General features: G+C 43.9%; 23 protein-coding genes and 1 tRNA gene. 17 read left to right on the top strand and 7 right to left on the bottom strand.

Annotated elements, in window-relative coordinates:
- Nucleotides 1-8 precede the first annotated feature (8 nt).
- Both ACOBWA_RS14555 and gltX read right to left on the bottom strand, forming a co-directional pair.
- On the bottom strand, nt 9-374 hold the full coding sequence (locus tag ACOBWA_RS14555) for a hypothetical protein (RefSeq protein WP_420229759.1): 366 nt from the start codon (nt 372-374) through the stop codon (nt 9-11).
- A gap of 158 nt (nt 375-532) precedes the next feature.
- Complete coding sequence (gltX, locus tag ACOBWA_RS14550; protein ID WP_420230793.1) at nt 533-2,059, bottom strand: glutamate--tRNA ligase; 1,527 nt, start codon at nt 2,057-2,059, stop codon at nt 533-535.
- Nucleotides 2,060-2,423: 364 nt separating this feature from the next.
- Here gltX and rsmH point away from each other — a divergent pair, with 364 nt between their 5' ends.
- The 11 genes from rsmH (at nt 2,424) to ACOBWA_RS14495 (ending at nt 12,696) form a co-directional block, all read left to right on the top strand.
- Complete coding sequence (gene rsmH / locus ACOBWA_RS14545; RefSeq protein ID WP_420230792.1) at nt 2,424-3,458, top strand: 16S rRNA (cytosine(1402)-N(4))-methyltransferase RsmH; 1,035 nt, start codon at nt 2,424-2,426, stop codon at nt 3,456-3,458.
- 429 nt (nt 3,459-3,887) lie between these two features.
- The gene (gene ftsL, locus ACOBWA_RS14540) at nt 3,888-4,370 is read left to right on the top strand and encodes a cell division protein FtsL (protein WP_420229758.1); all 483 of its coding nucleotides are present in this window, start codon (nt 3,888-3,890) and stop codon (nt 4,368-4,370) included.
- Nucleotides 4,367-4,570, top strand: coding sequence for a hypothetical protein (locus ACOBWA_RS14535; protein WP_420229757.1), 204 nt, complete (start codon nt 4,367-4,369; stop codon nt 4,568-4,570). Before ftsL ends, ACOBWA_RS14535 begins: the two co-directional genes overlap by 4 nt.
- A gap of 17 nt (nt 4,571-4,587) precedes the next feature.
- The gene (locus tag ACOBWA_RS14530) at nt 4,588-5,055 is read left to right on the top strand and encodes a hypothetical protein (RefSeq protein WP_420229756.1); all 468 of its coding nucleotides are present in this window, start codon (nt 4,588-4,590) and stop codon (nt 5,053-5,055) included.
- Nucleotides 5,052-6,455 carry a peptidoglycan D,D-transpeptidase FtsI family protein gene (locus ACOBWA_RS14525; protein ID WP_420229755.1) on the top strand — a complete coding sequence of 468 codons (1,404 nt, stop codon included), beginning with the start codon at nt 5,052-5,054 and terminating at the stop codon, nt 6,453-6,455. Before ACOBWA_RS14530 ends, ACOBWA_RS14525 begins: the two co-directional genes overlap by 4 nt.
- A 66-nt stretch (nt 6,456-6,521) precedes the next feature.
- Nucleotides 6,522-8,234 carry a UDP-N-acetylmuramoyl-L-alanyl-D-glutamate--2,6-diaminopimelate ligase gene (locus ACOBWA_RS14520; protein ID WP_420229754.1) on the top strand — a complete coding sequence of 571 codons (1,713 nt, stop codon included), beginning with the start codon at nt 6,522-6,524 and terminating at the stop codon, nt 8,232-8,234.
- 82 nt (nt 8,235-8,316) lie between these two features.
- Entirely contained in the window at nt 8,317-9,765 is a 1,449-nt protein-coding gene (locus ACOBWA_RS14515; protein ID WP_420229753.1) for a UDP-N-acetylmuramoyl-tripeptide--D-alanyl-D-alanine ligase, read from the top strand.
- Between the two features lie 3 nt (nt 9,766-9,768).
- Nucleotides 9,769-10,887, top strand: a complete 1,119-nt coding sequence (gene mraY, locus ACOBWA_RS14510; protein WP_238050561.1) for a phospho-N-acetylmuramoyl-pentapeptide-transferase — start codon at nt 9,769-9,771, stop codon at nt 10,885-10,887.
- Between the two features lie 145 nt (nt 10,888-11,032).
- The gene (locus tag ACOBWA_RS14505) at nt 11,033-11,242 is read left to right on the top strand and encodes a putative RNA methyltransferase (RefSeq protein WP_420229752.1); all 210 of its coding nucleotides are present in this window, start codon (nt 11,033-11,035) and stop codon (nt 11,240-11,242) included.
- A 44-nt stretch (nt 11,243-11,286) separates the two neighbouring features.
- On the top strand, nt 11,287-11,907 hold the full coding sequence (locus ACOBWA_RS14500) for a methyltransferase domain-containing protein (protein ID WP_420229751.1): 621 nt from the start codon (nt 11,287-11,289) through the stop codon (nt 11,905-11,907).
- A 492-nt stretch (nt 11,908-12,399) separates the two neighbouring features.
- Nucleotides 12,400-12,696, top strand: coding sequence for a hypothetical protein (locus tag ACOBWA_RS14495; RefSeq protein ID WP_420229750.1), 297 nt, complete (start codon nt 12,400-12,402; stop codon nt 12,694-12,696).
- Nucleotides 12,697-12,790: 94 nt separating this feature from the next.
- Here ACOBWA_RS14495 and ACOBWA_RS14490 read toward each other — a convergent pair whose 3' ends face one another.
- Nucleotides 12,791-13,510, bottom strand: coding sequence for a hypothetical protein (locus ACOBWA_RS14490; protein WP_420229749.1), 720 nt, complete (start codon nt 13,508-13,510; stop codon nt 12,791-12,793).
- Between the two features lie 572 nt (nt 13,511-14,082).
- Between ACOBWA_RS14490 and ACOBWA_RS14485 the strand changes: the two genes are divergently transcribed.
- Nucleotides 14,083-15,246: a M20 aminoacylase family protein gene (locus tag ACOBWA_RS14485; RefSeq protein ID WP_420229748.1), complete on the top strand. Its 1,164-nt coding sequence runs from the start codon at nt 14,083-14,085 to the stop codon at nt 15,244-15,246.
- Between the two features lie 78 nt (nt 15,247-15,324).
- Nucleotides 15,325-16,641 carry a DUF3100 domain-containing protein gene (locus ACOBWA_RS14480; RefSeq protein WP_420229747.1) on the top strand — a complete coding sequence of 439 codons (1,317 nt, stop codon included), beginning with the start codon at nt 15,325-15,327 and terminating at the stop codon, nt 16,639-16,641.
- A 250-nt stretch (nt 16,642-16,891) separates the two neighbouring features.
- Here ACOBWA_RS14480 and ACOBWA_RS14475 read toward each other — a convergent pair.
- Nucleotides 16,892-16,982 (bottom strand) — tRNA-Ser (locus ACOBWA_RS14475).
- A gap of 314 nt (nt 16,983-17,296) precedes the next feature.
- Here ACOBWA_RS14475 and ACOBWA_RS14470 point away from each other — a divergent pair.
- The 4 genes from ACOBWA_RS14470 (at nt 17,297) to ACOBWA_RS14455 (ending at nt 18,983) form a co-directional block, all read left to right on the top strand.
- Complete coding sequence (locus ACOBWA_RS14470) at nt 17,297-17,803, top strand: DNA/RNA non-specific endonuclease (protein ID WP_420229746.1); 507 nt, start codon at nt 17,297-17,299, stop codon at nt 17,801-17,803.
- The gene (locus ACOBWA_RS14465) at nt 17,761-18,003 is read left to right on the top strand and encodes a hypothetical protein (RefSeq protein ID WP_420229745.1); all 243 of its coding nucleotides are present in this window, start codon (nt 17,761-17,763) and stop codon (nt 18,001-18,003) included. The genes ACOBWA_RS14470 and ACOBWA_RS14465 overlap by 43 nt, the downstream gene beginning before the upstream one ends.
- Nucleotides 18,004-18,074: 71 nt before the next feature.
- Complete coding sequence (locus ACOBWA_RS14460; protein WP_101205966.1) at nt 18,075-18,338, top strand: hypothetical protein; 264 nt, start codon at nt 18,075-18,077, stop codon at nt 18,336-18,338.
- Between the two features lie 261 nt (nt 18,339-18,599).
- Nucleotides 18,600-18,983, top strand: coding sequence for a DUF2147 domain-containing protein (locus ACOBWA_RS14455; protein ID WP_101205965.1), 384 nt, complete (start codon nt 18,600-18,602; stop codon nt 18,981-18,983).
- A 194-nt stretch (nt 18,984-19,177) separates the two neighbouring features.
- Here ACOBWA_RS14455 and ACOBWA_RS14450 read toward each other — a convergent pair whose 3' ends face one another.
- The 3 genes from ACOBWA_RS14450 to ACOBWA_RS14440 all read right to left on the bottom strand — a co-directional run bounded on the left by ACOBWA_RS14450 (nt 19,178) and on the right by ACOBWA_RS14440 (nt 22,216).
- Nucleotides 19,178-20,440, bottom strand: coding sequence for an ammonium transporter (locus ACOBWA_RS14450; RefSeq protein ID WP_102078333.1), 1,263 nt, complete (start codon nt 20,438-20,440; stop codon nt 19,178-19,180).
- Between the two features lie 106 nt (nt 20,441-20,546).
- Nucleotides 20,547-20,885, bottom strand: coding sequence for a P-II family nitrogen regulator (locus ACOBWA_RS14445; RefSeq protein WP_010197981.1), 339 nt, complete (start codon nt 20,883-20,885; stop codon nt 20,547-20,549).
- Nucleotides 20,886-21,361: 476 nt separating this feature from the next.
- The gene (locus tag ACOBWA_RS14440; RefSeq protein WP_057762029.1) at nt 21,362-22,216 is read right to left on the bottom strand and encodes a universal stress protein; all 855 of its coding nucleotides are present in this window, start codon (nt 22,214-22,216) and stop codon (nt 21,362-21,364) included.
- Nucleotides 22,217-22,277: the final 61 nt, after the last annotated feature.

Raw genomic sequence — 22,277 nt, 5'->3', positions numbered from 1 at the left:
CACCTAAATTAGCGTGGATTTTGCTTAAGCGCGATCTCTTTGATGGCTTTATCGGTATAAAACTCTGCTTCGCTGCCATCAGAAAAAATAATCGCACAGCACTCCGCTGGTACATATTGACCGCATTTTTCTCGGATTGTTCTGATACTTTTGACCCCAATGACATCATATTTGCCTAATTTATCTAGATTATGCTTGGTATAACCGCAGTAAGTGCGGTATATCCATTTTAAATCTTCAAAATCCTGACCTGTGGTTAGGGTAAGGTTTGCCTCAAAAAGCTCTTTTACGATGGTATCGTAGTATTTTTGCGCTTCTTTTAGGGTGTTAAACACATAATCTTTGTTTTCTATCGTGACGGTTTTGGTAGCCATGTTTATTTCCAATTGAAATGTTTAGTAAAAGATGTCTAATAATTTGAGGTAGTAATAACTGCGCTTAACGAAAAAAGGGTCAGAGATGGCCTGACCCTTTTACATTCGACAAGTTTAGCTAGTTAACTGTTTAGTAGATAAGTTGTTCAGCTTCTAAACTACTCAGCAGCAGCCAAAAAATCTGGCAATTCTGCCGCTTGTTTCTCTAACTTCTTCAGTTTCTTTTTACCGAGGCCGCCTAATACATCAACGGCGTGACGTAAGCGAGTCAAGGTCATGTCAGCGCCGATAATCGCCATAGAGTTCATGACTGGCGTCGATGAGGTGCTACCAGCGATAGCGATAAAGAACGGTGCCATAAAGTCACGCATCTTAATATCCAGGTGAGCAGCAAGGCCTTTTAGCGTGGCGTAGATATTTTCTTCTGACCACGTTGGCAAGACTTCTAATTGCCAAAGCGCTAATTGCAGCATCTCGATAATTTGCTCAGGGGTGAGTGATTTATGAGTGAAGCTCTCAGCATTGATGTCAGGTAGGTTTTGGAAGTAGAAACCACCCCAATTAACCGCATCAGACAATAGCTCGATACGTGGCTGAATCGCCGCTGCGATAGCGGTTAGCTTGTCACTGTTGCTGGCCCACTCAAGGATTTTATTCTTTAGCTCTTCAGGGCTAAGCGCACGTAGCCATTCTGCATTGAGCCAGTTTAGCTTTTCGATATCGAAGATAGGGCCGCCAAGCGACACGCGCTGAATATCAAAGCTGGCAATCATTTCTTCTAGCGTAAACTGCTCAGCATCATTGGGCATTGAGTAGCCCATACGACCGAGATAGTTTAGCAGCGCTTCAGGTAGCACGCCTGCATCACGATAGTAGGTGATAGAAGTTGGGTTTTTACGTTTAGACAGCTTTGATTTATCAGGGTTACGCAGTAGCGGCATGTGGCAAAGCGTTGGCATTTCCCAACCAAAATAATCATAAAGTAGTTGATGCTTAGGCGCAGAGTTCAGCCACTCTTCACCGCGCATCACATGAGTGATTTCCATCAAATGATCATCAACGACGTTGGCTAAATGATACGTTGGCATGCCGTCTGTTTTTAGCAGTACTTGCATATCGACTTGAGTCCAAGGAATCTCAACGGTGCCGCGTAGCATGTCATGTACCTGACAGATGCCTTCAGTCGGTACGCGCATACGAATCACGTGCGGCTTGCCCTCGCTTACCAATTGCTCGGCTTTTTCTGGTGCAAGATGAGCACAGCGACCATCATAACGAGGAGTTTCGCCATTAGCCATTTGCTCAGCACGCATAGCGTCTAACTCTTCACTGGTACAAAAACAGCGGAACGCATGGTCTTTTCCTATGAGTATCTCGGCGTGTTTTTTGTAGATATCGCTACGCTCGCTCTGACGATAAGGGGCATGTGGGCCGCCAATATCTGGGCCCTCGCTCCAATCTAAACCAACCCAACGTAGGGCATCCAAAATCATTTGTTCTGATTGCTCAGTTGAGCGAGTCTGATCAGTGTCTTCGATACGTAAGATGAATTCGCCGCCGTGAGCTTTGGCAAAGGCCAAGTTAAACAGGGCAATATAGGCAGTACCTACGTGTGGGAAGCCAGTTGGTGATGGGGCGATACGCGTACGTACAGGGCGCGTGCTGTCAGTAGAGGTTTGCATGATAAAAGTCTCAAAGTTTGCTATCGATATAAGCTATTAGTATAAATAGCGATGAAAGATATGAAGTCGATGTTAAGAAATAGCGTAAAATATAGCGCTAGTATAACAGAGACATGTGATATTTTTAATGAAAAGCCCTTCTAGTGCTTGACTACAGGTGTATCCTTGCGATAATAATGCTAAGCAAGTCATAACTTGTTTATTTTCATCTAATTACTGGCCAGTACGGTCGTCATCTATTGAGTTGTTTGTGTCCCTATCAAAGTCTAAGCCAAAATCGAAAGCCAGTCCTTCTGCCGCCGCTGATCTCTCTGAGTCAGTGTCTAATCCTTCTGCTGTAAAGGGTGCGTCTACGCAAGATGTCGATCTGGATGTTACTCACGCCCGTCATGAGGGCGATATCACGTCTGATGAATTGAGTTTTGTCCATGATGCGGTGCTGCTGCAAGAGACTGTCGCTGCGGTGCTCGGCGTAAAATCCTTGCCCAAGCAAACAGAAGGTGACCAAAATAGCTTAAATATAAGTGGTATCTACGTTGATGCAACTTTTGGCCGTGGTGGCCATAGCCGACTGCTATTAAGTCAACTCGCCGATGATGCAACACTGATTGTCTTTGACAAAGATCCGACAGCCATTAGCGTGGCTCAAGAGCTGGCAAGCAAAGACAGCCGTGTGCGTGTGGTTCACGATAGTTTTGCGACGTTGACCGACAGTCTGGCTGCTATGGGCATCAGTGAAGTTGATGGCTTAATGGCGGATTTGGGCATTTCATCACCGCAGATTGATGACGGTAGTCGCGGCTTTAGCTTTATGCGTGACGGGGCAGTAGACATGCGTATGGACACCAGCCGTGGCCAGTCAGTTGCCGAATGGCTTGAAAAAGTCGATGATGAAACGTTGGCCAATGTGCTTTATGAGTTTGGCGAAGAGCGTCACAGTCGCCGTATTGCACGAGCTATCAAACAGATGGAGAGCTACGAGTCTACGCTTGAGTTGGCAGAAGTGATCAAAGTAGCGCATCCTAATTGGCAACGCGGTAAACATCCAGCGACGCAAAGCTTTCAAGCCATGCGTATTTTTATTAATAATGAGCTGGGCGATGTCGACGACTTTTTAGCGCAAAGCATTCCTATCTTAAAGTCAGGTGGGCAGCTAGCGGTCATTAGTTTTCATTCATTAGAAGATCGCCGTATCAAGCAGTTCTTGCAGCGACATAGCAAAGGGCAGTATCCAGAAGACGAAAACCTGCCAATGCCGCCGAATCGTCCACGCTATTTTAGCAAGCCAAAACGTGTTGGCCCAAGCAAAGCTGAGACGAGTCAAAACCCACGTGCGCGTAGCGCATGGTTGCGTATGGCAACGCGTACTGACACAGCTTATGAGCAGACAACAGGGTTATAGAAGAACATCACGACGCCACAAGTCATAGTCGAATATGATTAGTGAGTTGCCTGAGGTTGCTAATATTTGTCTAAATGATGCGCAAATGTCCTAATGGCTACGCCACTGTTAAAAATCTGTAAATATTGTCTGTTAGGCTCAGCAGTTAGTTTTTATCTGCTTAATAGTTGAATGGTTTTATATAGTATAGCCATTCAACGTGTTTGGTTGTGGTATGACATATTGATAGCCATGAGTTGTGATGATTTATGGCTCCTGAGTAAATTGGCTATTGGATGTGTTTTTTACGTTCGTTTTTTAAGTGTGGTTTTTACACTTATAAGTGTCTTTGGTTTTATATTTATCGATGGTATGACCGAATAATGACACGTTCATCTTTCGCAATCCGTTATCTACTCTATCGTTTACGTTCACCTTTTTGAGATCGTCATGGCAATATCTGACAAACCTGCGAATCGCCGCACTGCTACACCTTATAATACCGATGTCGGCGAGCTGTTCGTGCGCCGGTTTAATGTGGTGAGCATTTATGTGGTCGTGCTATTGCTATTGGCAGCCACGATTGTATGGAGTGGTATCAAAACTGCCGAAGAAGTTCAGCAATATCATCAGGACTACAAAACTTTGCAAGACATGAAAAAACAAGAACGTAAGCTACAAGTAGAGCATCAGCGTCTATTAATTGAGCAACAAACCTTTAGCGCCACGCCGCAGATTGCCAGTCGAGCGGTTGCTGAATTGGGTATGTATTCGCCAACATTAAAGGATAAGCTGATTATCCAGCCTGGCGTCGCAACTGCATTGGTGCCAGTGGTTACGGAAGACTCAGATGAAGATACATCTGACGTCATCGGGTCACGTGCCTCTACCGATATTTCTCCTGAAGAACCAGCGACGGAGGCAGGACAATGAGTGAGAAGAAGCCTAAATCCACCGCAAAAAACACTAGCAAGAAACCAGCCAGCGGCAAGGTAACCAAACCTCTACGCCGAGCCAGTGCTGCTAAATCTGGTCAAACGAGTAGCAAGCCCGATAAAGCTGTAAGTAATCGCAAGGCCAAATTGTTTGGTCGCATCAAAAAAGCGATACCCAAGGCGCTTATACCAGTGTAAAAAACCGCAAAAGCAAAATGGTTTTTTCGAGCAAAGCGTCAGGTGCTTCTGCTCTCGGTGGTTTCGAACAAGACAAGAACCGTTTTCGTATGGTCTGGGGTCTAGCGCTGGTCATATTAGCGCTACTCATTAGCCGCGCTTATTATATTCAGGTTGCTAATGCACAGTTTTATCAAGACAAAGGTAATGAGCTCATTACCAGTGAGCGCACCCAAAAATCTTATCGCGGTATGATTACCGATCGTAATAATCTACCGCTTGCGGTCAGCGCGCCGCTCGCGACGGTTTCGTTTAGTCCGCATGATTATTCGCGTGAATATTACGAGCTAAAGCGCATTATCATCACCAACCCTAGCAGTCCCCAATTACAGGCGCGTATGCAAAAGCGTCTAGATAATATGGACCTGACCAAGCTAGCCGCTGCTGCCAATATCTCGGTCGATGAGTTGAAAAAGTCACGGCTATTGATGACAGTATCGATGTGACCGATGAGAAAGCGGTAAAAGCTGCTTTGCCATCTGGCGCAGGATCGCACTATTTGCCATTGCTTAATAAAGTCACACCTGAGATTGCCCAAAGCGTCAGCTCACTTGATTTCCCAGGCGTCTACGAAAAGAATTTCTTTCAGCGTTATTACCCGCAGCCACAGTCTAATGCACAGCTGCTAGGTTTTATGGGTCAAAACGCCAAGGATCCCGAAGGCGGCTACGAAGGCCGTGCTGGTATTGAGCGTCAGTATGAAAAAGATTTGGCAGGTGATGACGGAAAAGTACTGGTTCTAAAAGACGCCAAACAAAACAGCCTAAAAGAAATCAAACAGATCGAGCCAGAAGTACCTGGCAAAGATGTGGCGTTGACGATTGATTCGCGCTTGCAGTATTTGCTATATAAAGAGCTAGAAAAAGCTGGGCGTTTGCAAAAAGCCCGCTGGTCAACGGGTATGATTGTTGATGTGCAAACTGGTGAAGTGTTAGCGTTATCGACATGGCCATCGTTTAACTCGAACAACCTTAACGAGATGACGGGTGAAAACCAGCGTAACCGCGCACTGTTAGATGTGTTTGAACCAGGTTCGGTGATGAAACCGTTTACCGTGGCGGCAGCGCTAGACTCGGGTAAATATACGCCAACGACCTTGATTGATACCAATCCTGGTTCGATTCGCGTACGTGGCTATACCATTCGAGATCATAATAATTTGGGCATGATTAACATGGCCACGCTATTACAGAAATCTAGTAACGTTGCCTCGACCAAGATTGCGCTATCACTGCCAGCCGATGCTATTAGTAATATGCAACGACAGTTTGGCTTTGGCTCAAAAACACCTTTGCAATTCCCAGGTGAGGGCAGTGGTTTAATCGTCACGCCAAAAGAAAAAGAAACCTCGCGTCGTGCGACGGTTAGTTATGGTTATGGTCTACAAGTGACATTGGCACAGGTTGCACAGGCGTATTCAGCCCTAGCAGCAGGTGGAGTCATGCATCCATTAACTTTAATTAAAGATGACAAGTCGCAGCCAAGCAAACGTATTATGGCGCATGAGCAGGCAATGTCGATTGTACAGATGCTTGAGAGCGTGACTGAGCCTGGTGGTACGGCGAAAGCCGCCGCCATTGATGGATATCGCGTGGCAGGTAAGACGGGTACGTCACGACGTATCAATCCAGATGGTGGCTATTATACCGATCAGTATCGTAACGTCTTTGCTGGTATGGCGCCTGCATCTAATCCAAAGCTGGTAGGCGTAATGCTTATCGAAGACCCGCGCGGTCAAATTTATGCTGGTCTAACGGTCGCACCGGTCTTCCATAATGTGATGAAAGAAGCATTGCGATTGTATAATGTGCCTTTGGATAAGCCACTAAAAACGGAAGCGCAGTAAGCGTTCAATTATTTTAAATGTCCAGTTCTACTGAGCTGACACGTTTTAACTGTTTAGGATTTATCTATGACTATATCATCGCTAGATAGCGCTACTGTTACTTTACAACAGCTTATAGATGCCAATAAAAGCCAGCAGCAAAAACTGGCTGAGCAGCTTACAGCGATGATAGCAACATCGATTCAGAAAGCATCTAATCAGGCGAGTTTAGATCAAGCTCAATCTATTGCCCATATTCCGTTTCAACAGTTTCGCTTAGACAATCGCCAGTTGGAAGCGAATGACGTATTTGTCCTTTTAAAAAGTCAAACAGCCAATTCTGAAAAAAGTCGCGACTATTTACTGCAAGCCGCTGAACAAGCCGCGTTTATTCTCTCAGAGATTGACCCTAGTATTTTGCTTAGCGAAGCAACAAATCTCTCAAATACCAGTAGTGAACTGCAGACGGATAGTATCGCTAGTATGCAGCAACTAGCAGCATTGCCGTGCCCTGTCTTATACGTTCCTAACATTCGCGACTTTTTGGGTAGCTTAATTCAAGCGCGCCTGCAATATCAGCAGCCAGTGACTCTACCGACCGTGGTTGCGGTGACTGGTACGAATGGCAAAACAACCATTAGCCAATTAGTAGCACAGCTTACTCAATTGATGGATCAGAGTAGCGCAGTAATGGGTACTGCAGGTAATGGTAGACTTGGTGCTCTGGTGCAAGCCAGCCATACCACGGGCGATGCGTTAGCTGTCCAGCAGTTCCTATATCAAATGGGAACAGAGCAAGCAGAAATATTAGCATTAGAGGCCAGCTCTCACGGGCTGGACCAGCAACGTCTACAAGGTATGCCAGTCACTGTAGCGATTTATACCAATTTGAGTCGTGACCATTTAGACTATCATGCCGATATGGCAGAATATGCCGCTGCCAAAGCAAAGCTGTTTGATAAAGCTCATTTCCCAGATTTGACCCATGCCATTATCAATATCGATGATGAGCACGCTCAGGTTATGTTAGAGATGGCAAACGCCAGCGGTTTAACGGTATGGACATACAGTTTGGATTCATCAAAAACTGCGACTTTCGTTGCCGCTGATATCATACCAAGTCTGCAAGGCGTCCAAATCAATCTGCGTACTGATTTTGGCGATGACAAAGCTGACAACATAGAGATTATCAGTTCATTATTAGGTCGCTTCAATGTAGCCAATTTGCTCGCAGCGATAGCAGCCGTCGTAGCACTTGATGTTGACTTGGCTATAAATATTGAGCGTATTGCGCCTACTGTTGCACAGTTGCAAGGTGCGGTTGGGCGTATGCAGCGTGTACCGTCAAATGATGGCTGCTTTATCGTTGATTATGCGCATACTCCAGACGCGCTAAGCCAAGTGTTGGCAAGCTTAAAAACCCACTGTAAAGGTCAGCTTTGGGCGGTATTTGGTTGCGGCGGAGATCGTGATGCAGGCAAGCGACCGTTGATGGCGCAGGCGGGCCTCACAGGTGCTGATCAAGTTGTTTTGACTGCGGATAATCCACGTACCGAAGATCCCAATATGATTTTGCAAGATATGCAGGCTGGTATGACCGCTGAGCAATATCAACGAACCCATATCGAGCCTGCCCGCCAAACCGCTATTGAGTATGCAGTTAGTCACTCAGGTGTAGATGATATCGTTGTCATCGCAGGCAAAGGTCATGAGACCTATCAAGAGATTAACAACGTCCGCTATGATTTCGATGACAGTGTTGTTTTGCAGCAGACATTGAATCAAGCTGGCCGTGTGTAATTGATTGGCCCTCGGTACATGCATTAGTAAAAATTGATCATTAAATATAAAAATTAAGTAATCATCATATAAGGTAATCATTATGACAGCCGACACCGATAATACTGCCCAGTCGCAAGGGCTCTATGTCTGGCAAATGGACAATCTGCTCGCAGCGACCACGTCGCTCGATGGGCAGTGGCAACTACCACAAGGCCATGGAGCAGAGCAGACGGCCTTGTCCAGTAAACGTGTAGCCACCGATACCCGCACGATAAAGCCAGGCGATATATTTTTGGCGCTAAGCGGCGATAATTTCGATGGTCACGATTATATCGAGACAGCAATATCAAAAGGCGCTGTTGCCGCTGTCGTCTCGCGTCCTACCTCGTTGTCTGGCCCAAATGCTATTCCGCAATTGGTAGTCAGCGATACTCGTTTGGCACTAGGTCAATTGGCAGCGTATCGTCGTCAGCAGCATACAGATTTAACCGTGATTGCTATTACGGGTTCTAGCGGCAAGACCACTTGCAAAGAAATGCTAGGCAGTATTTTTGGTAGATTGGCACCGACCTTAATCACTCGTGGTAACCTCAATAACGATTTGGGTGTACCAATGATGCTGCTTGAGCTATCAGATCATCATCGCTATGCTATTTTAGAGTTGGGTGCAAACCATATTGGCGAGATTGCTTATACGACTGAAATCGTTCAGCCTGACGTGGCCTGTATCTTAAACATCGGTACAGCCCATTTGGGTGAATTTGGTAGCCGTGAAGGTATCTGCCAAACCAAAGCAGAGATTTACCATACGTTGACGGACGCGCAGTTTGCGATTGTTCCTGATAAGGATGATTTTACCAATCAGCTACGCCGTATCGCTGAAAAGCACACCTCACATGTGATTGGCTTTGGTAATACGGATGTGAGCGCAAGCCATCTAGACGTAGAGCCTGAACGTAGTGAGTTCAAACTACATATCGGTAACCAAGTCCATGATATCAACTTACCATTGGCAGGTGAACACAATGTCAATAATGCCTTGGCCGCTGCTGCCTGTGCGCATGCGCTGAATATTGAGGTGAGTGATATCGTCATTGGGCTTGAAAATGCGCGTCCTGCTAAAGGTCGTCTAAATAGCCAGATACTTGGTATGCATCGTCTCATTGATGATACTTATAATGCCAACCCTCATTCGGTACGTGCCGCTGCCAAAGTATTGGCTGCGCAAACGGGTACGCAAGTGATGGTACTGGGCGATATCGGTGAGCTAGGCGAGGCGGCTATCAGTGAGCATCAGAGCTTGGGCCGTACTATTGCGACCACAGGTATCAACGTGCTGCTTTGTGTTGGCGAATATGCCCCTTACACCGTTGCGGGTGCGCAAGAGGTATCTGATATCAGTGCTCATGCTTTCGCCGACAAAGACAGTTTATTAGAGTATTTACAGCCGTATTTGCAGGCGCAACAAGCTAAGCCTTGTACTGTGTTGTTCAAAGGCTCTCGTTCCATGGGAATGGAAACACTTATTCATGCGCTAGTAGAGGAGTAGGCGGTGTTAGTTTGGTTGTTCGGCTGGCTTGGCCAGTATTATACGCCGTTTTCTGCGGTTTCTTCGTTGACGCTACGAGCATTGCTTGCAGTTGTTACCGCCCTTGTATTTAGCATGATGTTTGGTGGCCGTGTCATTCGGCACTTGCGATCGCTCAAATATGGTCAGGCCATTCGTAATGATGGGCCTCAGTCGCATTTGGCCAAGACTGGTACGCCAACCATGGGCGGGGTATTGATCCTAAGTGCGATTGGTATATCGACGCTACTATGGGCACGACTAAACAATCCTTATGTTTGGATTTTGCTCGTGGTTATGGTTATCTTTGGTGCCGTCGGTTGGGCTGATGATTGGCTAAAAATTAAGTACAAAGATCCAAAAGGCTTAATCGCGCGCAAAAAGTATTTTTGGCTGTCTATGGGGGCACTGTTTGTCGGTGTGTCTTTATATTATATCGCAACGCTACAACCAGATATCAACACCACGCGTGAGATGCAGGATCTGCTATTGCCAGTATTCAAAGACTGGATGATTCCATTTTCAGTAGTGCCATTTGGTATTGGCTTCATCATCTTTACTTACTTTGTGATTAATGGTGCTTCTAACGCAGTCAATCTAACCGATGGTTTGGATGGTTTGGCGATTTTGCCAGTCGTTCTCGTCGCTGCAGGTTTGGGCGCGATGGCCTATGTATCAGGCGATGTACGCTTTGCTGATTACTTACATGTGCCTTATATTCCTTACAACTCCGAAGTCATCATCGTCTGTGGCTCAATGGTCGGAGCAGGTCTTGGTTTCTTATGGTTCAACGCGCATCCAGCACAAGTATTTATGGGTGATGTTGGCGCGCTAGCATTGGGTGCAATGCTAGGTACTATCGCCGTGATGACCCGTCAAGAGATTGCCTTTGCGATTATGGGTGGTTTGTTTGTCGCAGAAGCGCTATCAGTGATGTTGCAAGTTGGCTCGTACAAACTACGCAAAAAACGCGTCTTCCGTATGGCACCGCTGCATCATCATTTTGAGGAAATTGGCTGGAAAGAAACGCAAGTGGTGGCAAGATTTTGGATTATTGCCATTATTCTTGTCATCCTTGGACTAATGACGCTAAAACTGCGTTAAGCTATAACCACCAAATATCTATATGGATATCAATTTGCAAAACTCCAAAAAGCCGTTTCAATCATGATTGAGACGGCTTTTTATCGCTCAAGGCAGATGAATTTTGTTAAAATGCGAAACATATTGCTATCACTTTGAGATGCCCGTGTCGTTATTTATTTGTCCACTTTGTCAGTCACCACTACAGCCTGCCGTAGATACTTGGCGCTGTGATGGTAGTTTGCACCCTAAGCAAACTTCACATCCCTTTGATGTGGCGCGTCAAGGCTATGTCAACTTACTACCAGTACAACAAAAAAGTCCAAAGCACCTGGGGATAGCCAAGAATCTATCGATGCGCGTAAACGGTTTTTGAATCATGGGCACTACGCACCGCTCCAAAACCTAATTAGCCAAAAAATGACAGAGTTGCTGTCTAACGATGAGTTAATAGATAAGCAAGATAATAAGCCAGTCAATTGGCTTGATATTGGCTGCGGAGAAGGCTATTACACGCAGGCAATGGCGCAAATGGGCTCGGATGTTATAGACACGCTGATAGCCGCTGACATCAGTAAGCCTGCAGTGGTTGAGCTGGCCAAAGTCAGTAAAGTAGCAGGTCGTCTATGGTATCAGCCGCGTAAAGAAGGTACTGCCAAGACGACAGCGGTCTATCCATTAGTGACCAGTGCTGCACATTTACCATTACGCCCGCACAGTATGACGGGTATTAGTAGTATTTTTAGCCCTATTTTGCCCGAGGCGTTTGATAATGTATTGATGGATAGTGGCTATTTAATTATTGCCAAACCTGATGTTGGGCATTTGGCAACGATGCGTGATGCGCTATTTGATGATGTGCGTGAGCATGACTCTGATAAATTCTTGCAAGAATTGGCACCATATTTTACATTGGTTGAGACCTGCCGTGTCAGTACAGAGCTAACGTTATCCGCAGAGGATTTGGCTGATTTGATGACGATGACGCCTTATGCGTACCGTGCCCGCAGCGAAAAAGGCAAGTACTATTGGCTGCCGTAGAAACAGCGGCATTTAGCACAGAGGCCAAGTTTGTGGTTTATATTTTGCAAAAAACGTCTGTTTAGCACATTTAGAGCATAGCAGTATGGAGTATTGCTATGTTCGCTTTAAACATTAGCCATTAACTTCTAATGAGTTAGGTTTTTCGAATAGCAGAAGTATTGATATCAGAAAATTTGGCCTAACCGTATCCATATCCTTCATTAAGTAGATAGTCATTCGCGTTTTGTAAACACCTTGTCTACGATGCTTACCGATAAAGCGTAAATACGCTGTTATTTAACCAAACATTACGGCAATGCCTAACATGCCTTTGATCGCGTATGCCCTCGTAACAATCGCAACCTTTCTTCAAGTTTCATAAATCTACTTAATACTAGAATCATTTATCATTCTCTTTGTCGATAGAGTAAAGCTTTATCACGATAGTTCATTTAACACTAAATGCATTATCTATAACTACTCTAAATATGAATTCAAAGGAATAAAATGATGAAAAAGATACTAGTTAGTTCGATTTTAGCCGCTACTGCTTGTTTGTCGATGGTGGGTCAAGCCAATGCTGCACCTAATTTTGATAAGCATCATTCAGCTCAAGTACAGCAACAAAAACACAGCAGCAATAAAGCGAGTAATAACTATAAGCATGCCAAAGTTAAGGCAGCAAAGTCACATCACAAAGCGAACGTAGTGGCTGCTAAACACAAAGCAACAGCCAAAAATGTCCATGCTAAAAACAGCCACGACAAAAACAGTCACGACAGAAACAATCATGACCGTCGCTCATAAAAATACGATCCTATCATCCAAAAATAGCGCCTTAATTAGGCGCTATTTTTTTGTTCTTATATGACACTATTGAACGTTACTAGTTAGGTGAACACTACTGACTGATAAACGTCATTGATTTGGATATGCCGCTTTTATTAGGCTGAGTGAGTGTGACTTTACTACTCAAAACATTGCCTTTGGCATTGATTTTATAGCATTCTGAAGACGTACCTGCAGCACCAGAAGTCAAAAGTAGATTGCCTGAGGTTTCTATACAGAGCCACGCCGTGTTATTTGTATCTTGTGTGAGCGACCAGTCCTGCTTATAGGTGGCGGTTTTCTGACGCATACTGCTGTCAGCATATACGTTTTCAGTGATGAGCTGACTTGAGTCGCCCACCGTAGCTAACTTAGGGATACTTGTCGTTTGGTTAGCGATTGAATACTCACCCGTACTATCTGTAAAACCATGGAACACCAATGGGTTTAGCGTAAAATAATTGATAGCGACGGACTGATCCATAATCTGCTGATTCACAGTGTTGATTGTGCTGACTTCTGCGCCTTGTACCATCTTATTATTAAAGCGCATGCTGCCTTTAGGGGTGATTTGAATATCTGCGGCTACGCTTTGTCCGCCGACAGTAGCGACCAGTTTTTCACTACGTTGTTTGGTATAGATATTGAGTAAGGCAGTCTCAACTGGGTATTGAGTGACCACTTTATCAGAGCTGTTATTTTGATTGGTATTACCTGTTGCCATGCCGCCCATGCCAGTAGCACAAGCACTCAATCCGAGTCCTGCTACGATACACATTCCTAGTGTTTTCATCGTTGTATCCTTTAGTTTATTTAAATAAATACTACCGATATCTACTATAATCCAATTTTTGGACAATGGCATCTGCCGAGTATCAGAGACCCTATTGTGATTACATTTTTGTACGGAATAGCAATATTGACTAGCATTGATATAAAACTAGATTGAGCGCCACAGAAAAACTCAAAGCCTTTTCAAATAGGGGTCTAGGAATAAAATTAAGCTATTAATAAAACGAATCGTAATAGAGTATTTACGCATTTAACGGTAGTTTTATATGGCCAAACACGACTGTAAAGATGCTTATAATCTGCACGACTGTAAAAAATCTATTCAAAAAGAGATAAAGACGAAGCTTACTAATACGACTCGGCTTTATTCGAATGCGTGAAAATAGGTTACAATAGCCATTCAAGAAAATATATCTCTAGTACGTCGTAAATAAGCCACTTTAAGTGGCTTATTTATTTGGTAAAAGTAAAAGAATGCAAAAAGATTAGATGGTTTTTCGCTATCCAAAAGTTGATAGCGCGTATCAATGCCAACGTCGGTATATCAATACATACTCTCAAAGGAAAAAATAAATGTCAGTTAATGAAGCATTATTAGATGAAGTCAAACAATGGCGCAAACAGATTCATAGCCAGCCTGAGCTTGGATTCAAAGAATTTAAGACCTCTTCATTTATCGTAGATAAATTACAATCTTTTGGTATTGAAGTTCATCAAGGTTTGGGTGGCACTGGTGTGGTGGGCACTTTGAAAAACGGTGCAGGTCCTACTATCGGTATAAGAGCCGATATTGACGCGTTGCCAATTGCAGAACAAAACGACGTTGAGCATAAATCTACCCACGCAAACTGTATGCACGCTTGTGGTCACGATGGTCATACCTCTGTTCTGCTAGGAGCGGCAAAACACTTAAGTCAACATAAAGAGTTTAGTGGCACCATTCACTTTATTTTTCAGCCTGCAGAAGAGGTGTTAGGCGGCGCCAAAGCCATGATTGATGATGGCTTATTTGATAAATTTCCGATGGATGCCGTTTATGGCTTGCATAATTGGCCTGGGCTGCCAGTAGGAGAAATCGCTGTAAATAATGGTCCGATGATGGCCTCTTTTGATACTTTTGAGATTACATTGACGGGTAAAGGCACGCATGCTGCCATGCCGCATTTGGGCGCTGACCCTATCGCCGCAGGTGCTGCACTAATCACCAATATTCAATCTATTATCTCTCGCCGCGTCTCGCCATTGCAGTCTGGCGTTATCAGCGTGACGCAAATGAACAGCGGCGATACCACCAACGTGATTCCAGATGTTGCCATCTTAAAAGGTACGGTTCGTAGCTTTGATATGGATGTGCGCCAATCTATGCAAGAGATGCTCACAGAAATGGTCGCCACTCTGCCGCCTTTATATGGTGTCAAAGGCGAGATGGATTACCACATTCGTTATCCAGTAACCACCAATGACAGGCAGGCTTACCTTGAGATTAAAGAAGCGGCTACTAAGGCGTTGGGTGCTGATAAAGTCAATACCGATGTAGAGCCTTCGATGGCTTCTGAAGACTTCTCATTTATGAGTCAGGTAGTTAAAGGCGCCTATTTTTGGTTGGGCGTTGATGGCAGCACACCTTCTAAGCCGCTGCACAATGCGTCTTATGACTTCAATGATGATGCTATTGAGACAGGTATCAAAGTATGGACTTCTTTGGTTGAGTCAGAGTTACCAAAGAACGCTGAATAAAATTTTATTATCAATAGATAAAGCTCAATAGACCAAGTTCAGTCAATAGAGCCATCATCACACTCAAAGGGAATTTATATGAACAACAATAGCGTGCTGTCACCTACCATGACAAAGCACCTGCTTGATTGGAAACTGCATTTATTAGTGATTGCTGTGTCATTATTAGCAGAATGGATAGGCATTATAAAAATCCCTATCGGTATTGGCATTCTGGTATTACTGCCATTACTTTATGCTTTTATCTTCGCGATTTTATTAAACCCCAATGTCGTGCCTTCGATGAAAGTGGTTATAACCAAAAAACGCGCCAAGTTCGCCAGTTACGCCATTCTGTTAAGTATTATGCCTTTTATCGCCAAATTTGGTGTTGGCGTTGGTCCCAATATCGAAGAAATCATTGCTGCCGGTCCAGCACTACTATTGCAAGAGTTAGGTAACGTAGCGACCGTTCTGATTGCGCTACCCGTTGCAGTGCTTGTCTTTGGCATGGGCCGAGAAGCTATCGGTGCCACGCACTCCGTTGCTCGTGAACCCAACGTTGCTTTGATTGCTGATAAATATGGGTTACAAAGCCCAGAAGGAATCGGTGTAATGGGCGTCTATGTCATGGGTACTTTGTTTGGCGCGATTTACTTCTCATTAATGGCCGGTATCATTGCCTCGATGGACATTATGGATGTACGCGCACTTGCTATGGCATGCGGTATTGGTAGTGGTAGTATGATGGGTGCTTGTTCAGCAGCATTGGCAGAGACGGTGCCTGCCCAAGCAGAAACCATTACTGCCTTTGCCGCTACTTCTAACTTGCTAACGTATGCCACTGGTTTATTTGTTAGTTTGTTTGTAGCACTACCTTTTACAGAGTTTTTGTATAAAGTAGTCAGTAAATTTAAGAAGAACCAACAAACAGTCGCTACGACAGAAACTAATCTCGATGCAGTCATGGAAGAGCCTGCCAGTCTATCAATCATGCAGTCTTTTATTTTATTGGCTGTGATTTGCGTGGTCTTGCTACTGAGCAACTGGGTAGGGCAAGGTGTAAATCCATTAACGGCATTGCCAGCCATGCTCATTTTGTTTGCCTGTTGTGTGATTGGTATGTTGTTAAAGCGATTTATTCCAGTCAATGTACCGGCGATTGCTTGGATATCTATTGTAGCTATTTTAATCTCTCTACCACAGTTTCCATTTAATACTTATGTTTTGGAAGAAACCGCCAAACTGGGCGTTCTACAATTATTAACGCCAGTCCTTGCTTATGCTGGTTTTGCCATCTCGCAAATGGAAGTCGATTTGTTTAAGAAGTCTGGCTTTAAAATTGCCATTGTTGCGGTATTAACCTTTACAGGTACTTTCATCGGATCAGCGATGATTGCGCAAGCCATGCTCTAAAAGCTAGGTTAGTATTTGAAGATAATAAAAACCCCAGTTGATCAACTGGGGTTTTTATTGTTTGATCCTACAGAAGACAGATAGTTATTAGATTCATTCGACACATGAAATTAAGGCTAGACAGAAGTGTTTCAGACAGCAGTAGAGTATGGGTATAGACTGAAAGTCTTACTGTTAAAAAGTATAAAGAATATTTAGAGAAGGGTAGAACAAGATAGAAAAATGAGGGTTTGCTTAAGCAGAATAAGATTGGCGGTGAAGGAGGGATTCGAACCCTCGATACGCTATGAACGTATACACACTTTCCAGGCGTGCGGTTTCAGCCACTCACCCACTTCACCGTTTTTTGAACGCCTAAGTATAGCGGATACCATTTAAAATGTCACGACTTGCGCGCTATCTTTCTTTATTGGCAAGCGCCTGCTAGGATAGCAAGTATGTAACGGCAAGTATAAATGGTTGAAAGTTGAATGATAAGTTTTAGTAGGCTTAAGTACGGATGTAAGAATAGTGCGCTGATGGCAGTATTACTTGTCGCGACAGGTATTACCCAAGCACACGCTGATGATTTGACCCAGTGTAGCCAGTCTTTTTATGGGGGTGTTTATCCTGAATTTACCAATACCAAGCTAAAAAAGACACACAAGCGCTATGCATGGATGGCTTTGCGGTTATGTATTCAGGAGTATCGCGTACACCGCTTTGGTCAGCAGAGCATCTCGATCGCACACGTCTGCAACAAGCTAAGCAGATCGATCGTGAAGATAGCTTCCACGAAGAGAGTAAACTACCAAAGTCAGCACGAGCCTCATTATCTGATTATTCAGGCTCTGGCTATGATCGAGGACATTTGGCACCTAATGCCAATATGGCCAATCGCAGCCAGCAGTACGATAGTTTTAGTTTAGCCAATATCGCTCCGCAGTCACCACGTAATAATCGCTATATTTGGCGTAATATTGAATCTGCCACTCGATATTTGACTCAGCAATACGGTGAGGTGTATACCATCACAGGTGTGGCATTTACTAATAAAAAACCAAGCAGCTCGCTAACCGTGTCCTTGTGCCCAGTCACTTCTTTAAAGCGGTATATATCCCAGCAACCAATCAAGCAGGCGTGTATTACGCCCCAAATGATGAGTCAGAACGCATCGATGTGATCAGTATCGATGAGCTGACCACTGAGATTGGTATCGATGTATTACCTATGCTAGATAGTCAGTCCAAATCTCAAGCATTTGATTTACCACTGAAGGCAGGTGAGAGCTCAGATACACCTGAGGTACCAGTAGAAGAGCCGGAGTGGATGCTGTTTGTCTGGGCTATTTTAGAATGGTTGATTGCACAATTGCAGGCTTAAGCTAAAAGTTAGCCTCTAAAATAACCACATTTCGAAAAATATAAAATGTTACTGATAATAAGGATAATCAAATGATTGAGCCATTCGCCAACGACCATCAAAGCATGCAGATTGGTGATCTTGTCATTGAAAATCAAAAAGACAAGATTATTATATATGGTGATATTGATCTCACTTTTGACGAGTTAGGATATAAGCAAGCCCAACAGTTGCATGAGCTATCGGGAAAAATCGTACAAGCATTTGAAGATAAAAATCTATATAGCAAGAATGATGCTAAGTCAAAGGAAAATGATGACCAATTAGATAAAGATATCGACAATCCTTTTCTATAAGTCTTTGATATGGTTTTATTTTTATAGAAATAAGAAACTGTAAAAAAATTACTAGGCAAAACCTAAAAATTGCTTATAATGAGTTAAGACATCGCTTGTGTCGCTTGAATCTTTAACCAAAAGCTTATAAGTTGTAATGGTAACTATCATTTAAAAAGGTCGAAATCATAAAGCTCGTAATGAAAGATTCTAGCAAAGGATAAGCATAGGACAACAGAAACATAACGTTTCGAGTAATCATTGTATGAAGGGAGTCAATCTATGAAATTATTTACAAAGACCACTTTAGCAGTTGCTGGTATTGGTATTGCTAGCATGGCATTCGCCGCTGACCCATTAGCCAACACTACTTGGCAGACATATGATGAAGGCAAGCCAAAAGGTACGGTAAAGATCACTGAGTCAAATGGTGTGTTGACCGGTACTCTTATTGCTACTAACTCAGCTAAAGGCAAAAAGCACGTTGGTACGACCATTATTAAAGGTCTAAAAGCTGACGGTGGTGGTAAATATAGTGGTGGTACGATTACTGACCCTGAAAAAGGCAAAGACTATCGTATGACTGCAAGCTTAAGCGGCAACACATTGAAGCTAAAAGGCTATATCGGACCATTCTCTCGTAGCCAAGAGTGGAAAAAGAAATAAACTAAAAAATTAGTTTTAGCGTAATACATAAAAATCCCGCGTTACCGAAAGGTCTCGCGGGATTTTTTACGTTTTAGATTTAAGCTTATGGCTTCAACAGGGGAGAACTTTAAACACTAAAATTATAAACGCCGATACTACAGTGGGTAGTATCAGCGCATTTAACATCAATCTTTAGCTTACTTGAAAGGCGCTTATCTTATAAATTCTGGGTAAGCTTCCATACCACATTCTGCAATATCAGCACCTTCGTATTCGTCTTCTTCAGAGATACGTAGACCGATAACTAGCTTGATGATAGACCAAACCACTAGGCTGGCAATGAATACCCAAGCAAAGATGGTTGCAGCACCCACAATCTGACCGATAAAGGTAGATGCTGGGTTAGTAATAGGTACAATTAGCAGACCAAATAGACCGACCACACCATGAACTGAGATTGCACCAACTGGATCATCAATTTTGATTTTGTCTAAGGCTAAAATAGATAGCACTACAATAATACCGGCGATAACACCAAAAATAGTGGCTTGTAATGCAGAAGGAGTTGAAGGCTCAGCAGTAATGGCAACTAGACCTGCTAGTACACCGTTTAGAAGCATGGTTAGATCCGCTTTACCAAAGATGATGCGGGCTAAGATCAAGGCACCGACAGCACCGCCAGCAGCAGCAGCATTAGTGTTCAAGAATACCATTGCAACAGCATTAGCACTAGCGATGTCGCCTAATTTAAGCACTGAACCACCGTTGAAACCGAACCAACCCATCCACAAGATTAGTGTACCGAGTGCCGCTAATGGTAGGTTGGCACCAGGAATAGCACGTATCTCGCCATTAGGGCCATATTTACCTTTACGTGAGCCTAAGAGCAATACACCTGCTAGAGCTGCTGCAGCACCGGCCATATGTACAATACCAGAGCCTGCAAAGTCAGAGAAGCCCATGTCGCCTAGGTTAAATAGACCAAAGACATCGTTGCCGCCCCATGTCCAGCTACCTTCTAGTGGGTAGATAACACCAGTCATGACTACAGCGAATAATAAGAATGACCACAGTTTCATGCGCTCAGCAACCGCACCTGATACGATTGACATACAGGTCGCTACAAAGACTACTTGGAAGAAAAAATCTGATGCGGCAGAGTAGACAGAGTCGCCACCGAAGCCGTTTTCAGCAGAGGCTGCTAGGGCGTCTTCTACTAACGTATCACCGCCTGCAATTCCGCTTAAGAATAGATCGCCACCATACATAATCGCATAGCCACATACCATATACATGATACTAGCCGTTGCAAATAGGGCAATGTTTTTGGTTAAGATTTCGACTGTGTTTTTTGATCGGACCAGTCCGGCCTCTAACATAGTGAAGCCTGCTGCCATCCACATGACCAACGCACCACATATCAAAAAGTAAAACGTATCAAGCGCATATTGGAGCTCAAAGATTTGACTTTCCATTTAAATTCCCCTTGAATTTATAATATAGATATCGGCATTACCGATAGATAAAAATGCTGTAAGAGTCTGTACCTATAAGTTTATGCCCGTAGGTAGGTCTTCAAATTTAGATAGCGTCAGGTCCTGTTTCACCCGTACGGATGCGGATAACTTGCTCAAGTGCAGTGACAAAAATCTTACCATCACCAATCTTGCCAGTGCTAGCGATACGAGTGATTGCCTCGATAGCAGGCTCAACCATCTCGTCGATCACAGCGACTTCGACTTTTACTTTAGGTAAAAAGTCCACCACGTATTCTGCGCCGCGATAGAGCTCTGTGTGACCTTTTTGACGACCGAAACCTTTGACTTCAGTGACAGTGACACCTTTAACACCGATGTCGGAAAGCGCTTCACGCACGTCGTCGAGCTTAAACGGTTTTAAGATCGCAGTGATTAGCTTCATAAAAAATTCCTTATTTGTGTGATGCCGCAGATTGATAGAAGTACTATGGTGCATCATCATATCTCTGCCTTGCTTACTGTAAGTTATTCAAGAACTGTGCCAACCTACTCAAGGGGAGGTAGAATTGGCGTTGTTCATTAAAAAGTAATAACAGTAGTAACATAGAATATGGGCTACGATGCAACGATTAGAGCCATCGCTACAAGCATAATAAAAGTGAATCAATCTTTAGCGTTTGGTTAACGAAAACTTTATTATAACCAACTTTTTGAGTGCTTGGGGAGGCTATTCCTTTATTTCATGTGACGATTTGCTAACTTGAGTTTGGTCGTTAGCTTGGCCTTTTCATGCAAGCGTATCAAAGATGAATGGCGGAAAGGTAGAGAGAAAATAGAGATAAGCGGCAGAGCCTAACATAGTAGTTAGACCCCGCGCTTAGGTAGATAAAGGGTTTGGGCGTGTTTATATATACGTCGTTATGCTTTAGGAAATAGTAGATAAGGGGTTTTTGTACTGACCAATAGTTTTTTTGTGTCACTACCTTGTAGTAATTCGCGTAGACGAGATTGGCCAAAAGCCCCAGTCATAAGTAAACCGATATCATGCTGATTTTGATAGTAGTTCAAAGCTGCTGCAACATCACGGCAGTCAAGCAATGTCTTTTTGGATTTGATGCCAGCCTGTTTGAGCTTGGCATAGGCTTCACGCAACGCATCACAGTTATCAGAAGTTTCCTTGCCAACCATCACAATATGAACCGTTAGTGCACGCACCAGTGGCGTTTTACACAGCCAATTTAGTAGTTTATGGCACGTTGGACTGTTATCAAACGCAAATAAAGCGGTAGTAGGGGGCAAAAATGGTGCATGTGTCACCAAAATGGGGCAGTGACTGACTCGAATGAGTTGGCTCAGTGTTGATTTGCAGGTGACATGATGACCTATAACGATCATTTGTGCTTTGTCATCGACGTAATCAATGCTTTGATTGAGGTTCTCATGACGGTGCAGTGTATATGTCTTTAGCTTATGGCGTTGCTGTTCACAATACGAGGTTGCTTGAGATAATAGCAATCGGCCTTGTGCTTTTAGCTCACAGTTGCTCAGATGCTCTTTGGATGTGAACTGTTCGAGCAAAGCATTTTCGTCATCAATATTGAGGCAACCAGAATAATTGATAGCGGCTTTTTGCTGCAAGCTTGGCATCGAGTGCAATAAGCCAACAGGCGCGCGCAGGCGAATAGAAGCCCACATACTAGCTTCTAGTACCGCTTGAACATGATCAGGACAGTCCAAGCAAGCAATCACACTATCTGGTTTTAAATTACTCATAAAACGACCACATCATTTTAATAATAAAAATCGGCTATCTCAGTTTATGGTTGGCGTATGC

It is taken from the genome of Psychrobacter sp. ER1 (assembly GCF_048631835.1).
Taxonomy (GTDB): Bacteria; Pseudomonadota; Gammaproteobacteria; order Pseudomonadales; family Moraxellaceae; genus Psychrobacter.
This window is presented reverse-complemented; position numbering and strand designations above follow the sequence as displayed.

Excerpts from the sequence above, each read along its gene's own strand:
- ACOBWA_RS14490 (WP_420229749.1), bottom strand. The coding sequence starts at position 13,510 with ATGAAAACACTAGGAATGTGTATCGTAGCAGGACTCGGATTGAGTGCT.
- ACOBWA_RS14535 (WP_420229757.1), top strand. The coding sequence starts at position 4,367 with ATGAGTGAGAAGAAGCCTAAATCCACCGCAAAAAACACTAGCAAGAAA.
- ACOBWA_RS14470 (WP_420229746.1), top strand. The coding sequence starts at position 17,297 with ATGGATGGCTTTGCGGTTATGTATTCAGGAGTATCGCGTACACCGCTT.
- ACOBWA_RS14450 (WP_102078333.1), bottom strand. The coding sequence starts at position 20,440 with ATGGAAAGTCAAATCTTTGAGCTCCAATATGCGCTTGATACGTTTTAC.
- ACOBWA_RS14455 (WP_101205965.1), top strand. The coding sequence starts at position 18,600 with ATGAAATTATTTACAAAGACCACTTTAGCAGTTGCTGGTATTGGTATT.
- ACOBWA_RS14520 (WP_420229754.1), top strand. The coding sequence starts at position 6,522 with ATGACTATATCATCGCTAGATAGCGCTACTGTTACTTTACAACAGCTT.
- ACOBWA_RS14515 (WP_420229753.1), top strand. The coding sequence starts at position 8,317 with ATGACAGCCGACACCGATAATACTGCCCAGTCGCAAGGGCTCTATGTC.
- ACOBWA_RS14530 (WP_420229756.1), top strand. The coding sequence starts at position 4,588 with ATGGTTTTTTCGAGCAAAGCGTCAGGTGCTTCTGCTCTCGGTGGTTTC.
- ACOBWA_RS14495 (WP_420229750.1), top strand. The coding sequence starts at position 12,400 with ATGAAAAAGATACTAGTTAGTTCGATTTTAGCCGCTACTGCTTGTTTG.
- ftsL (WP_420229758.1), top strand. The coding sequence starts at position 3,888 with ATGGCAATATCTGACAAACCTGCGAATCGCCGCACTGCTACACCTTAT.
- ACOBWA_RS14440 (WP_057762029.1), bottom strand. The coding sequence starts at position 22,216 with ATGAGTAATTTAAAACCAGATAGTGTGATTGCTTGCTTGGACTGTCCT.
- ACOBWA_RS14480 (WP_420229747.1), top strand. The coding sequence starts at position 15,325 with ATGAACAACAATAGCGTGCTGTCACCTACCATGACAAAGCACCTGCTT.
- ACOBWA_RS14445 (WP_010197981.1), bottom strand. The coding sequence starts at position 20,885 with ATGAAGCTAATCACTGCGATCTTAAAACCGTTTAAGCTCGACGACGTG.
- ACOBWA_RS14500 (WP_420229751.1), top strand. The coding sequence starts at position 11,287 with ATGACAGAGTTGCTGTCTAACGATGAGTTAATAGATAAGCAAGATAAT.
- ACOBWA_RS14555 (WP_420229759.1), bottom strand. The coding sequence starts at position 374 with ATGGCTACCAAAACCGTCACGATAGAAAACAAAGATTATGTGTTTAAC.
- ACOBWA_RS14460 (WP_101205966.1), top strand. The coding sequence starts at position 18,075 with ATGATTGAGCCATTCGCCAACGACCATCAAAGCATGCAGATTGGTGAT.
- ACOBWA_RS14485 (WP_420229748.1), top strand. The coding sequence starts at position 14,083 with ATGTCAGTTAATGAAGCATTATTAGATGAAGTCAAACAATGGCGCAAA.